This is a genomic window from Sphingobium sp. TomTYG46 (assembly GCF_055396345.1).
In genome coordinates this window covers 255254-269127 of the sequence record NZ_AP027325.1, presented here as the reverse complement: position 1 = coordinate 269127, position 13874 = coordinate 255254, and the positions used below count along the sequence as shown (strand labels likewise).

General features: G+C 61.4%; 11 protein-coding genes. 7 read left to right on the top strand and 4 right to left on the bottom strand.

Annotation, left to right across the window (positions count from 1 at the left end; all coding sequences use genetic code 11):
- Positions 1–2: 2 nt before the first annotated feature.
- On the bottom strand, positions 3–1499 hold the full coding sequence (locus tag ACZ5YV_RS14525; RefSeq protein WP_464789782.1) for a CoA-acylating methylmalonate-semialdehyde dehydrogenase: 1497 nt from the start codon (positions 1497–1499) through the stop codon (positions 3–5).
- Between the two features lie 104 nt (positions 1500–1603).
- Here ACZ5YV_RS14525 and ACZ5YV_RS14520 point away from each other — a divergent pair, with 104 nt between their 5' ends.
- The gene (locus tag ACZ5YV_RS14520; RefSeq protein ID WP_464789781.1) at positions 1604–2500 is read left to right on the top strand and encodes a LysR family transcriptional regulator; all 897 of its coding nucleotides are present in this window, start codon (positions 1604–1606) and stop codon (positions 2498–2500) included.
- A gap of 22 nt (positions 2501–2522) precedes the next feature.
- On the opposite strand, the gene ACZ5YV_RS14515 is transcribed toward ACZ5YV_RS14520, so the two are convergent.
- Together ACZ5YV_RS14515 and ACZ5YV_RS14510 are read right to left on the bottom strand one after the other, a co-directional pair.
- Positions 2523–3584, bottom strand: coding sequence for a hypothetical protein (locus ACZ5YV_RS14515; RefSeq protein WP_464789780.1), 1062 nt, complete (start codon positions 3582–3584; stop codon positions 2523–2525).
- A 103-nt stretch (positions 3585–3687) separates the two neighbouring features.
- Positions 3688–4383, bottom strand: coding sequence for a TetR family transcriptional regulator (locus tag ACZ5YV_RS14510; RefSeq protein WP_464789779.1), 696 nt, complete (start codon positions 4381–4383; stop codon positions 3688–3690).
- A gap of 183 nt (positions 4384–4566) precedes the next feature.
- On the opposite strand from ACZ5YV_RS14510, the gene ACZ5YV_RS14505 reads away from it, so the two are divergent.
- The 4 genes from ACZ5YV_RS14505 to ACZ5YV_RS14490 all read left to right on the top strand — a co-directional run bounded on the left by ACZ5YV_RS14505 (position 4567) and on the right by ACZ5YV_RS14490 (position 10555).
- Positions 4567–6696 (top strand): oxidoreductase, encoded by a 2130-nt coding sequence (locus ACZ5YV_RS14505; RefSeq protein WP_464789778.1) that lies wholly within the window; start codon positions 4567–4569, stop codon positions 6694–6696.
- Positions 6697–6772: 76 nt separating this feature from the next.
- Complete coding sequence (locus tag ACZ5YV_RS14500) at positions 6773–8836, top strand: pyrroloquinoline quinone-dependent dehydrogenase (RefSeq protein ID WP_464789777.1); 2064 nt, start codon at positions 6773–6775, stop codon at positions 8834–8836.
- A 93-nt stretch (positions 8837–8929) separates the two neighbouring features.
- Complete coding sequence (locus tag ACZ5YV_RS14495; RefSeq protein ID WP_464789776.1) at positions 8930–9811, top strand: helix-turn-helix transcriptional regulator; 882 nt, start codon at positions 8930–8932, stop codon at positions 9809–9811.
- 132 nt (positions 9812–9943) lie between these two features.
- Complete coding sequence (locus tag ACZ5YV_RS14490; protein WP_464789775.1) at positions 9944–10555, top strand: DUF4142 domain-containing protein; 612 nt, start codon at positions 9944–9946, stop codon at positions 10553–10555.
- A gap of 73 nt (positions 10556–10628) precedes the next feature.
- Here the strand turns inward: ACZ5YV_RS14490 and ACZ5YV_RS14485 are convergent, their stop codons facing one another.
- Positions 10629–11504 carry an OmpA family protein gene (locus ACZ5YV_RS14485; RefSeq protein WP_464789774.1) on the bottom strand — a complete coding sequence of 292 codons (876 nt, stop codon included), beginning with the start codon at positions 11502–11504 and terminating at the stop codon, positions 10629–10631.
- A gap of 566 nt (positions 11505–12070) precedes the next feature.
- Between ACZ5YV_RS14485 and ACZ5YV_RS14480 the strand changes: the two genes are divergently transcribed.
- Positions 12071–13237, top strand: coding sequence for a DUF2157 domain-containing protein (locus ACZ5YV_RS14480; RefSeq protein WP_464789773.1), 1167 nt, complete (start codon positions 12071–12073; stop codon positions 13235–13237).
- Positions 13234–13785, top strand: a complete 552-nt coding sequence (locus ACZ5YV_RS14475; RefSeq protein ID WP_464789772.1) for a GDYXXLXY domain-containing protein — start codon at positions 13234–13236, stop codon at positions 13783–13785. The genes ACZ5YV_RS14480 and ACZ5YV_RS14475 overlap by 4 nt, the downstream gene beginning before the upstream one ends.
- Positions 13786–13874: the final 89 nt, after the last annotated feature.

The window sequence follows — 13874 nt, the reverse complement described above, 5'->3', positions numbered from 1 at the left end:
TGTCACCCCATGGTGGGGATGACGAAGGCGCTGTCGCCAGACGCGCCGCCATCGGGCCAGCGCTGGGTGATGGTCTTCACCTTCGTCCAGAATTTGATGCCTTCCATGCCGTGCTGGTTGGTGTCGCCAAAGGCGGAACGCTTCCAGCCGCCGAACGTGTGGTAGGCGACCGGCACCGGGATCGGCACGTTGATGCCAACCATACCTACATTCACCCGCGCGGCGAATTCCCGCGCGGCATGGCCGTTGCGGGTGAAGATCGCGACGCCATTGCCATATTGATGCTGGCTGGGGAGGGCGAGCGCGTCCTCGAAGCTTTCGGCGCGCACCATTTGCAGCACGGGACCGAAAATCTCTTCCTGATAGGTCCGCATGCTGGGCTTGACCTGATCGAACAGCGTCGGGCCGACGAAGAAGCCCTGCTCATGCCCTTGCAGGGTAAAGCCGCGGCCATCGACCACCAGCTCGGCGCCTTCATCGATACCCATCTGGATATAGTTTTCGATCTTAGCCTTGTGCGCGGCGTTGATCACCGGGCCATAATGGGCTTCGGGATCGGTCGAAATGCCGACGCGCAGCGCTTGAATGGCGGGGATCAGCTTCTCGCGAAGGGCAAGGGCGGTCTTCTCGCCCACCGGCACGACGACCGGCAGCGCCATGCAGCGTTCGCCAGCCGAACCGAAGGCCGCACCGGACAGATCGTTGACGACCTGGTCGAGATCGGCGTCCGGCATGACGATGCCATGGTTCTTCGCGCCGCCCATCGCCTGGACGCGCTTGCCGTTGTCGACGCCACGCTTGTAGACATAATGGGCGATGTCCGATGAGCCGACAAAGCTGATCGCGCCGATGTCCGGGTGATCGAGGATGGCATCGACCATCTCCTTGTCACCCTGCACGACCTGTAGAATGCCTTCGGGCAGACCGGCTTCAAGGAAGAGTTCGGCAAGGCGGACGGGGACGGACGGATCGCGCTCGGAAGGCTTCATGATGAAGGCATTGCCTGTCGCGATGGCGACCCCTGACATCCACAGCGGGATCATCGCGGGGAAGTTGAAGGGCGTGATGCCCGCGCCAATGCCGATCGGTTGACGCATGGAATAGACGTCGATGCCCGGACCTGCGCCCTGCGTATATTCGCCCTTCAGCGCATGGGGGATGCCGCAGCAAAATTCGATGACTTCCAGCCCGCGCTGGATATCGCCGCGCGAATCCGCGATCACCTTGCCATGTTCGGACGAAAGCAGATGCGCCAGCTCGTCCATATTCTTCTCGACCAGCGTCTTGAAGTTGAACATGACGCGGGCGCGCCGCTGCGGATTGACTGCCGCCCAGGCGGGCTGCGCCGCTTTCGCCGCCTCTACCGCACGGTCGAGGAGGGCACGGTCGCCCAGGGCGACACGGGCCTGCACCTGCCCGTCATTGGGATTGAACACATCACTGTAGCGCGGCGCTCCGCTGTCGTGAGCAAAGGCGAGCTTGTGGGAAATTTCGCGCATGGCATCCTCTCGATGAGATTTGCCTTATCATGCCGAAAGGCGATAATGCATTCAATTCCCCTTTGTTGCAGAGTTGATCTGCATTTTTGCATGGATGTCGTGTGATGTTCGATTGGGATGATTTGCGCATATTCCTGACGGTTGCGCGGCTGAAGAAGGTGGCTCCGGCGGCGCGGGCGCTCGGCATTGATGCGACGACGATTTCCCGGCGCTTGGGGCGATTGTCGCAGGCGCTCGATGCGCAATTATTCGAACAGACGGGCGCGGAGAGGGCGCTTACGGAACATGGCGCCGCCTTGCTCCGCCATGCCGAAAGCATCGAAAGCGCAGCGATGTCCGCGATCGTCGATGTGAAGGGGGAGAGGCATAGCCTGAACGGTCAGGTGCGCGTGTCAGTCGCCGAGGGTTTTGGCCGGTGGATATTGGCCCCTGCAATCCCCGAATTTCACGCCCGCCACCCGGGAATACGGCTGGATGTGATCACCGCGTCAGGATTTCTCAACCCTTCCAAGCGGGAAGCGGACATGGCGGTGATGCTGGCGCGGCCGCAGCGGGGACATTTGGCGGTGCGAAAGCTGGCTGATTACAAACTGCACCTTTATGCGTCGCCCGGCTATCTCGCGGCGCGGGGTGCTCCAGTGTCGCGCGAGCGGCTGCATGAGCATGTGCTGATCGGCTATGTCCCCGAATTTCTCTATTCGCCAGAACTCGACTATCTGGACGAGGTCTATGCGGGATTGGAAGCGTCGCTCCGGTCGAGCAGCATCGGCATGCAGCGCCAGCTGATACTGGATGGCGCCGGGATCGGCGTGCTGCCGGACTTCATCGTTGCCGATGACGAGAAGCTGGTGCGGCTTTTCCCGGAAGAGGTGGAGATTGCGCGTTCCTTCTGGCTGGTGACGCATCCGGAAATGACGAAGCTCGCCCGCATCCTGGCAGTGTCCGATATGCTGCGGGAAAGATCGGAAGAGCTCCTAGGCGGGGGCGCTTCCATCGGTTGAAGCGCCCGCGAAGTTTGGAAAGTCAGGCGACCAGACGTGGCTCGACCGGGTCCTGCGGCACACCCTTGGGCGTTCCCACATCATAGACACGGGTTAGCAGGCGAATGAAATTGGTGTCGTGCAGCGGATCGCTCGGCATTTCGAAGATTTCACCGCGCGCGCGGAGGTCCTTCACGAATATCTCGAACGCCATGTCGGTCGTGATGTCGTCGCTATGGTCGCGCGCGATCCGCAGGTCGTTAAGGTCGGTGTAAACCTGGGCATTCCAGTGGAGAAGCAGGCGGAATTCCTGCTCCGGAATCTTGGCCACCACATCGTCACCGGTCATGATGCGCCAGCCACCAGCGACATCGGGATCGGCCGACATGGTCGAGTTGATCGCGAGGCCCGCCGGTTTCCGCTGATCCACCGGGCCGCAGCCCTGCGCGGTGTGGAACATCATTTCATTTTCTACGACGACGCCGCGTCCCCACATGGGAGCCTCCAATGAGACGGGGTCATTTTGCGGCCCGTTCGGCCAATAGTGGAAGCCGCCGCCGATCGCACCCTGATAATACCAGGCGATGACCTGCGCCTTCTTCGCCTGCCAGCGCCTGAACAGCCCAGACTTGGCCATGATGTTGAGCAGCCAGATCGGGCAGTTGACCTCGTACAGGCCGCGAAAGTGCGTGCCGTCGACATGCGGCGATCCGCCCGCCGAGCTTGGACCCTGAATGTTGAACATCAACTGGTCACATTCGACATAGGGCGTGTTCCAATAGCCGCGCGCCATGTCGAGGAACTTCTTGTTATAGAAGCAGTCGTCTAGTTCCGGATAGCGATTGACGCCATTGTCGGCGAGGTAGCCGCGGAACACCGGGTTCATGAACATGTCCCAGGTCGGCGTGAAGCCTTCCGGAATGGAGCCGGTGGAGGTCGCGATCACTTCCTCTGGCGAGGCGAAATATTGCGCCAGGATCAGCGACCAGGGACCTTCCCGGCGGACGACGTCCAGAACACGCTGATGTTGGTCTTCGGTATAAAGATTGTCGACGATCCTGGGCGGCGCGACGGGCAGGAAAGTGGAAGCAACATCGGCGGGCATAGGCTCTCTCCAGCAAGCAATTTCCCGGCGCGAACGGCAGGGTCTGAATACGGGAATATCTCATCACCGCTTCGCTGGCAATAATTTCCGAAAATATGTTCGACTATTCGCCGCGCCGTGCAGCCACTCCGTCGAGCACCAGCGCCAGTGTGGCGCGCCAGCGGGGGAGGGCGGTATCGGCATAGTCGTCAGGATTGGCTGCGATGATCGGCACGTCCTCTGCCGAACGCTGCCCCACTGAAGTGCGCACGGCGTCGCGATATTCCGCTTCGCCGCCTGCAACCGCACGGGCGTAGGAAGAGAGGAATGCACCCCCAAGCACGATTAGGTCGATGGAACGCAGCAGGTCCAGCGCGTCGGGCAAGTCGAACCCGCGTGCCAGCATGATTTGCAGCCATTGCTCCGAACTGTCGATCTCGACCGCTGGTCCCAGATTGCCGCTGACAAGGGTAGAGACCAGCTGTCCTTCCTCCACCAGCTTGTGCAGCGCTTCGGCATATTGGGTGGCATATTCGCGCCAGGATTGGCCCTCATCCTCCGGGAAGGTGGCGGCTCCCGAAGCGCGTTGCGCTGCAAGCCGCACCAATTCCTTGCGGCCCGTGACATAGGTGTACAGCACCGCCGGGCGGACGCCGAGCCGATCGGCCAGCGCTGCGATCCTCAAGCCGTCGAGGCCCATCTCGATCGCTGCGTCCAGGATCTGGGCCAAGGTCAAGCGGCGCGGTCGCCCCACAGCGCGAGGAGCGGGGGACGGCCCCTCCACCTCGGTCGGGCAAGATTCAGGATTCTCGCTGCTCATGGCCTGAGCCATAGCGATGGAAATATCAGGCGTCGATCCGATGCCATGTAAAGGCGGCCGATGAAGGATGATCGATCGGCATAATTATGCGCGCTTCCCGATATGAAAGGGGACTGATTACCTGCCTGCGCTTGGGGTAGGCTTCGGCACGCGGGCGTTTTCATGCTACGGGCGACGACTTCAATGGCCTCGAATTCTTATCGACATCTTCTTTCGCCCGGCCGGATCGGCGGCATGGAATTGCGCAACCGCATCGCCGTGACGGCAATGGGCGCGAGCCTTGCCGAGGCCGATGGCCACTGTGGCGAGCGAGTCATCCGCTATCATGAGGAGCAGGCGAAGGGCGGCGTTGGCCTGATCATCACCGGCGTCGCGGGCGTGGCTTGGCCGGTGGGCGGCAATCAGGTCAACCAGATCGCGATTTCCGATGATCGTTTCCTGCCGGGACTGACGGCGCTCGTGGAGGCGGTCCACGAACATGGGGCCAAGATCGCTCCGCAAATCCATCATGGCGGCCTTGTCGCGATGGAGGACATGCTGGGCGGTCGGCCGGTCTGGTGTCCATCGCTGCCCGAGGCGCCGGAAGGCGACTTTACAGAGGCGTTCCTCCTTGAAGAACTCGCCGTCGCGCCGTTTAGCAAGATTCAGGGCGTCAGCTTCAAGGAAATGACGCTTGAAGACATCCAGACGGTCGTCGGCCAGTTCGCCGCTGCGGCAGACCGGGCGAAGCGCGCCGGGTTCGATGGCGTCGAGATCCATGGCGGGCACGGATATCTTCTGTCCTCCTTCATCTCGCCCAAATCGAACCGGCGGACGGACGCCTATGGCGGGCCGTTGCAGAACCGGGTTCGCATCCTGGTGGAGGTCATTCAGGCGGTGCGGCAGGCCGTGGGGCCGAATTTCCCCGTCTGGTGCAAGCTGGACTCGCGCGAGGTGGGGAAGAAGGGCGGGCTGACGATCGAGGACGCCGCGCAGGTCGCGCGCATGGCCGAAGCGGCGGGCGCCGACGCGATTACGGTGACGGCCTATCACGACACGGCGCAGGGTAAGCTCCATTCAGGATCGCACACGCCGCACGAACCGGCGGTGAACCTTCCCTATGCCGCGCAGATCAAGGCTGCGATCAGCATTCCGGTCATCGCGTCCGGCCGGATCGAGCCTGAGGTTGGCGATAAGGCGATTGCGAACCGGCAGATCGACTTTGTCTCCATGGGCCGCAAGTTGCTGGCTGATCCGCACCTGCCGCGCAAGCTGACCGAAGGCAGGGCCGCCGATGTCCTGCCTTGCATCTATTGCTATACCTGCATCAGCGCCATCTATGTGTGCGATCCGCTGCGTTGCGCGGTCAATCCCGAGACGGGCTTTGAATATCTGCGTTCAGACGCGCCATCTTCTGGTGGCAAGCGCATCGTCGTCATTGGCGGCGGGCCGGGCGGGATGGAAGCGGCGCGCAGGCTGGACGCACTGGGGCATGAGGTCATACTGCTCGAACAAGGCGAATTGCTGGGCGGAACGTTGCGCTTCGCGGCGCTGGCCTATCCGGCGAATGAACGGCTGCTCGATTGGCTGCAACGGCAGATCGCTTCGTCAAAGGTCGATGTTCGGCTGCGCACGCGGGCGACGCCGGAGCTTTTGAAAACGCTTCAGCCTGATGCGGTCGTCGTTGCCACGGGTGCCGTGCGCGGCATGCCGGACATCGCAGGGAATGACTTGCCGCATGTCTTCTCCGGCGAGGACATGCGGCGGATGGTGCTGGGTCAAAGTTCCGATGAACTCAAACGCAAGACCGGGTTGTTGACCCGAGCGGCGACGAAGCTCGGCTCCATGACAGGCATGACCGCCAATCTCGATTTCGTGCGCAAGGCGACGCACCAATGGATGCCGCTCGGCAAGCGGATCGTCATCATTGGGGGCGAACTGGTCGGCCTGGAGCTGGCGGAGTTCCTGAACGAACGTGGACGCCAGGTGGTAGTGGTGGACGACGCGCCGCGATTTGGCGCCGGTCTGACGATCGTCCGCCGGATGCGGTTGCTTGCGGAACTGAAGGAACATGGCGTTCAGCTCCATCCGGGGGCCAGCGCCGTCCGGATCGAACCAAACGCGGTTCGCTTCATGGACAATGGAGGAGCGGAGCAGGCCGCCGCCGCCGACCATGTGATCGTTGCTAAGGGCGCGACGGGTGACCTGACGCTCGCCGATCAATTGCGGGAGCAGGGCCTTACCGTTCACGTCGTCGGCGATGCCAAGGGGATTGGCTATATCGAAGGCGCGATGCGCGGTGCTGCGCAGGCGGTTAACGCAATAGCCGGGTGAATGCCTGGCCCATATTCACACGGAACCAGCGTGGGAATGTGCGCTGTGGTCCGCAAATATCCATGATCGAGGCCATATGAACCGGACTGATACACGCCTTTCCTTTCAGGATGCGGAGCCTGCCTCGTTGGGCGGCGGCAATGGGACGCGGGGGAAAAGAGGCAGTCGTGGCTGGCGCCGTGCAGTTCTGATCGGTGCTGGCGCCATTGCCGTCCTAGGCGGGGGATATTGGGCCTATAGCGCCAACCTGTTCCGGGCCAAGCCAGCGATCGATTATTCCGGGCCGACGGCGGGCTGGAGCTATTATGGCGGTGACGCAGGCGGGACGCGCTACTCGCCGCTGACGCAGATCACGCCTGACAATGTCCGGGCGCTGAAGCCTGCATGGACCTATCATATCGGCATGGTCACGGCGCCGGAGCCGCTTTCCCCGACATTTCAGGCGACGCCGATCATTGCGGAAAACCGGCTCTATCTCTGCTCTGGCAATGGCCGGATCGCGGCGGTGGACCCGGAAACCGGCAAGGAAATCTGGGCCAAGCAGCCAAGCTCGGACAATTTCAGCACCTATTTGCTGAACTGCCGTGGCGTCACCTATGCGCGTGACGAAAGCGTGCCACCGGGCGCTGAATGCGCGGGACGGATTTTTGCCGGGACGCTGGACGGGCGGCTGGTGGCGCTCGATTCCGCCACGGGTCGAGAGTGCCGCTCCTTCGGCCGCAACGCCGTGGTCGATCTGAAACCGGGCCTTGGCAAGATCGAGCGGGGAGACCTCTCCATCTCTTCACCGCCCGTCGTCATCGGCAATGCCATCGTCGTGAACGGACGGCTCACCGACAATATGCGGGTGGACATGCCCGCCGGGGCGATCCGCGCCTTCGATATTCATTCGGGCAAGCCGCTCTGGTCCTGGAACGGCCTGCCGCCGGGGATGAGCGATGCGCAGAATGCGCCGAAGGGCGAGCAGTTCGTCCGGAGGACGCCCAATAGCTGGGCGCCGATGGCGGTCGATCCCAAGCTCAACCTTGTCTATGTGCCGATGGGCAACGCGCCGCCCGACCATTATGCCGCCAACCGGGCGGGCCTCGACTATTATGCAAGTTCGGTAGTCGCGCTCGATGGGACGACCGGTCAGGTCAAGTGGCGGTTCCAGACGGTTCATAACGACGTGTGGGATTATGACATTCCCGCGCAGCCGGTGTTGTTCGACCTGCCCACGGCGAACGGGTCTGTCCCGGCGCTCGTGCAGACCACGAAGGTCGGGCATATCTTCATCCTCGACCGGCGCACCGGCAAGCCGATCTTCCCCGTGGTCGAACGCCCCGTACCGCAGGAGGGCAAGGTGCCGGGCGAAAAGCTGTCGCCGACCCAGCCATTCCCCGCCAATCCGGCGTTCATCATCCGCGATCCGGACCTACGCGAAGAAGATATGTGGGGCTTTACCCCCTATGACAAATATAAGTGCCGGGAGCTGTTCCGATCCGTGAACTATAAGGGCGTCTTCACCCCTCCCTCGACAAAGGGGTGGCTGCAATGGCCAAGCTTTGAGGGCGCGTCCAACTGGGGTGGCATAACCGTCGATCCACAGCGGGGCATCCTGATCGCCAACACGACGCAGGTGGGCGCGATCATGAAGTTGATCCCGCAGGCCGAGATTGCGTCCCGCACCGCCGCCGGGGAAGCTATCCTGCCGACCAAGGGCGCGCCCTACGGCCTGCAGATGAAGCCCATGCTGTCTCCCTTCGGTGCGCCGTGCAACCGGCCGCCCTGGGGACGCCTGACCGCGATCGACCTGAAGGCTGGCAAGACGTTATGGAACGTGCCGCTTGGCACCACGCGCGATCAGGCGCCGCCGCCCATGTGGCTGAAGCTGGGCGTGCCGAACCTTGGCGGCAGCGTCGTCACGGCTTCGGGACTGGTGTTCCTTGGCGCCACCACGGACAATTATCTGCGGGCCTATGACATTACGTCCGGCAAAGTCGTCTGGCGCGTTCGCCTGCCTGCAGGCGGGCAGGCCACGCCGATGACCTACCGGTTGAAGAAGGATGGCCGCCAATATGTCGTGATCGCTGCGGGCGGGCACAAATTCCTGGGTACGAAGCTTGGCGATTCCCTCGTCGCCTACGCTTTGCCAAAATAAGCTCGGGCGGGCGGCGGCTGATCAATCTTGTCGCCGCCGCCACGTCTTTCCAATAAGAGGGCGCAAAGACTCGCCACGCATATGGCGCGGCGGATGGAGAGCGCAGCAGTGCACGAATATGTCACCTGGACAGAGGAGCGTCTTGCCACTTCTCGCATTCCTGGCGTCGTCGTTCGGCTGAACCTTCCACACGGGGGGAGTTTCCCACAGCATTTGGCAGGACGGGAGCCTACTCATCAGGTCGGCATGTGGACGTCGAGCATTTACAGGCCGCGCGGCCGATTTCGTTACGCCACCCAGTCCCACTATCATGAATTGAAGCAGGCCACCTTTGTCCCCGCCGATATCGACTGGATCGCCGAAGTCGAAAATTCCGGCCCTCTCAAACCTGCAATCTTTTGCGATTTTGAGAAGGAATATTTCACCGAGACCACGGGCATTGAGCCGCTCAACCATGTTGAACAGCTGCTATATTGCGAGAATGGGAATGTCTCTCAACAGGCATTGAAGCTTCTTGCAGATGAGCTTCGCGCGCCCGGCTTTTCCCATGCCGTGAAGGTGGCTTCCTTGTGCCGGTTGATTCTCGTGGAATTGGTGCGGCAGCTTGACGATACGCACACCAATGCGCGCGCTGGCGAGGGTGGTAAGCTCGCCTCATGGCAGCTTCGTCGGATCCGCGATATTGTGGAAACCGTCGAAGGACGGCCGATCACCGTCCGCCAATTGGCCTATGAATGCGGTATCAGCGCGCCGCATTTGCGTCGCCTGTTCAAGGCCAGCACGGGAACTTCCGTCAGCATCTATGTCGATGGTATTCGCCTTGAAAGGGCAAAGACGCTGCTCGCCGACCGATCGCTTCCCTTGAAAGGGATAGCGCACCGTCTGGGCTTCGCGAATGCCAGCGCCTTTTCAGCGGCATTCAAGCGTGAGGCGGGAAGCAGCCCGAACAGATATCGTCAGCAGATCGCATCCTGACGTCGCATGTTGTTGAACGGCCTATCGGCGCTATCATTGCAAGGGTCCAACAATGCTTTGCAGCTTCGCGCGTTAGGAAGGAACACCTGGATCGAAGGCGCGTTTGCGTCCTGAATTTCAGGGAGATTGAAGATGGCGCGTATCACGTCGATGATCCTGGCCGCAGGGTTGACGCTGGCGGCGTGTAATCAGGCGAGCGAACAGCGCAATGCCGACGCACTGAATTCAGCCAAGAACGTTGCTGAAAATGCTGGCGACAGGATCGAGAATGCGGCTGAGAACGCGATCGATGCATTGAAACCAACCCCTGATGCGCAGGATTTTGTGAACCTTGCAGCCAGAAGCGATGCGTTCGAGATCGCGGCTGCGAAGCTGGCCTCGGCCAACGCCACGTCCGCTGAGGTAAAGGCCTTCGCCGTTCAGATGATCAAGGCCCATTCAGAGTCGACCGCGAAGATCAAGGCGGCGGCGAGCAAGGCACGGCCTGCCGTCACGCCCAACCCTGACCTCACCGCTGGGCAGAAGAAGGATTTGGACGAACTGCGGCGGAAGAAGGGCGCGGCGTTTGACGAGGAATATATCGACGGCCAGGTCGATGCGCATGAGGACGCTCTTGCGCTGATGCGTTCCTACGCGTCGGGCGGGACGGACGCGGCGTTGAAAGCCGCAGCGGGCCAGATCGCTCCGGTGGTAGAGGGGCATCTGAAAATGGCGCGGGCGCTGGAGAGCGAGACCGATAGGTGATCGCCGCTATCGGTCTTTCTCCGGAGCGCCATCATCAGCAAACAGGGGCGGACCATCGCCCGCCCCCTGCCTTTTAGAGCCCGTCGAGGCCTTTGCTGACGAGCACATTCACCGCGACGCGGCGGTTTTGCGCCTTGCCTTCGACCGTGTCATTGCTGCTGAGCGGGTCCGCTTCCGACATGCCCGTGGGGGTCAGCATGCGATAGGGTTTCCAACCGCAGGTCTGCTGAAGATAGTTGACGACCCGACTGGCCCGCTTTTCGCTTAGCGCCTGATTGAAGTCGTCGCTGCCGGTGGAATCGGTATAGCCCACGACCAGCAACAGGGCGTTGTTCATGCCATCGGCCGCTGACGCGGTGGCGCACAGGTCGCTCTTCGCCTGCTCGGACAATACCGCCTTGCCGATGTCGAAGTTCACGTTGGTGGTGCTTTTGACATTATATTTATCGATATCGCCCACGCGGCTGCGCAAGGCCTCCGTCGCGGCGGTCTGTTCGGCGAATCCTTGGGCAGTGCCGCTGCGGATCATCGACGCGGTCTTCAAGTCCTTGCTCTTCAGATCGATCTGACTGGCGATCAGGTCAGCACCCGACTGAAGCGTCTTGATGGAAACCGGCAGGCCGTTCAGCAGCGAGGCTGTGGCAAGCTTGCTGCGGCTGAGGCCAAGGAAGCCGCCGCTGGACTTGACCCGGGTGGCATCATTGATGGTGACGACAGTGTTGGTGCCGTCGGCAGCGGTCACCTGCAATTTATCGCCCGTGCGTGCGGAGATGAGGCCTTCGATCTCAGGTCCTTCGACCAGTTGCGCCGCTTCGGGCGCAGGGGCGCTGTAGGTTGCCGACAGATTGGCTTCAGGCGCTTCCTGCTGCGCCTCCTGCGCAAAGCCGGCTGAAGCGGTTCCGGCCGCCAACAGTAAGAAAAGTTTCGGACTTCTTAAAATGTTAGTCATTGCGCTACTCCTTCAAACTCGATCGGGCGGGCCTGCGTGATCGCAGCTTCTCGTCCGACCGCCGCATCCGTGATGTCGTAACGGCTGTCAGAACCCCCTCCATGTAGTCTCATCATGACGCGCGGTATTCGGCCGCACCTGAACAGCATGGGCGTCCTGCCTGTTCAGCCCAACCTTTCGCGGAGATGAACGCGCCCGCTCGCGCTACGCTGCTGGGGCTGGTAGGACTGCTTCATGCGACGAACCGATGACGGCTGACTAAATTTATTAACCGTATAATTAAGATTAAGCAATTTCCCAGCAGGCCGGGGTCACGATCAGGGTTAGCCACGTGGACTCGGACAGCCAGAAGGCTACTGGAGTTTCCAAGGATTTTCAGGCACGCTGGCGCATACTGGTGGGGAAGGCTTACATGGTTGAAATATCTTGATTTCATCTGGACTGTTCTTTTACCTTCGTCGTCGATCAGTGGTCAGGGCCATTTTCTGATAGTTGCCGACTCCGGCGCGCCCGACATCAACAGGGTGGAATGGAATTGCCCGGATGCTGAACAGGGGGAATAGACCATGTCCGAACGGCAGCTGAAGGCGTGGCAGGACGCAGGGCTGATCGACGCTGAAACCGCCGATCGCATTCGCGCGTGGGAATTGACGCATAGTCGGCCTGTCGGATTGTGGGCGATCGTCGGCCTGGGCGCGTTGACGATCGGTTTGGGCATCATCTCCGTCGTCGCCGCGAATTGGGACGCGATACCCGGTGAGACGCGTCTGGCGATCCACTTCGCCCTGATGACCGGCTTTGCGGCGCTGCTATGGTGGTATCTGCCCAAGGCAGCGGCGAAGAACAATTATTTCAGCGATGGATTGCTGTTCGTGGCCGCGGTTCTGGGTCTCGCCTTCTTTGGCCATGTCGGGCAGGTGTATCAGACCTCCTCGCCGCTCTGGCAGCCGCTGCTGGCATGGCTGGCCATTTTTTCGCCGCTGCTGCTTCTCTATGGCAGAGGCTGGCCGGTCGCGGGCCTCTGGCTGGCGGCGGTAGTCGGCACGGCATGGTCTCACGCCGACGAATATGGTCATGCGTGGGCATCGGGGCAGCATGCATCCCAACCTGCTTTTCCAACACTCTATTGGGGGCTGATCGTTTGCCCGCCCATGGCGGTGGCTGCCTTCGCCGCGTTCATGCGGGACCGGAGTGACCGGCCCGCCTTCTGGCGCTTGCTGGAACAGCTGGCGATCATCCTGATCCTTGCGGGCATCAGCATCGCCATCATAGCGGGCGGCTGGGGCAGCCGCACCCACGCTGTCCTCGGCAGCCTCGCCATACAAAGTCTGGCGTTGATCGGTGCCGCCGCGATCATATTCCGCGTCACGCCAACGCGATCGGGGATAGCGACGGCGGGGATATTGGCCGCTGGGGCGCTGCTGCATTTCGCGCAGGCTTTGCTGGTCGATCTGCACGGCCCGATCCGCAGCCCCTGGATCGGAGCGTTGTTCTTCGTCATGCTGTGGGGCGCGGTTGCTGCAGGGGCCATCTTCGCCAAGTGGCGGCGGCTGTTCCAGGGGGCGATCGCACTGGTGGCGCTGCGCATCATCATCCTTAGCTTCGAACTCAATGACAGCCTGCTTGAAAGCGGGGCGGGTCTTATATTTTCCGGGGCTTTCGCCATCGCGGTGGCGTGGTCGACCGTCCGTATCTCGAAACGCTATGCACCGGCGGAAGGGATGGTGGCATGAAGAGACTTGCGTCATCGCCCCGCCTACTGCTCGTCGCCGCCCTGCTGCTGCCGATCATGGCCTTGGCTTACAGCTGGATCGCGACCTATCGCCTCGCTCAGCAAGGGCAAGAATGGCTCATTCCCATTCGGGGTTATGATCCAAGGGATTTGCTGCGCGGACACTATATTCAATATAGATACGACTGGCCCGTGGAGGTTCCGCGCGACGGTAACACTTCCTTTGATGCATCACTTGCCCGTCAATTATGCATCGAGGGCAGCGCGCCGCACATTGTCAGGGTTCGCGAATTAAATCCGATTCCAGGTCGGCCCGATGCTCAGCAAATAAGGGGGTGCGCGGTCATCGTTCGTGCTTCGATTGGCACGCGGCGCGAGGTGCGGGGATTGGATTCCGGCATATTGTTCACTTCGCAAGCTAATGCGCTGTCTTTGTCGCGCCGATTGGCGGACGCGGACGAGCAGGGTCTGGTGCGCGTCAGGATCAGGCCGGATAGGGTCATGCGACCGGTAAACCTGGAATTCCGAAAGCGTCAGCACCCAGATTGATCATTCTTTCCGCAATAGTGACATAAGTGCATCACAATTGTGTATTGCTCAATTGCGTAGTTTGTTTCCATATTCTACTCTGAAGATCG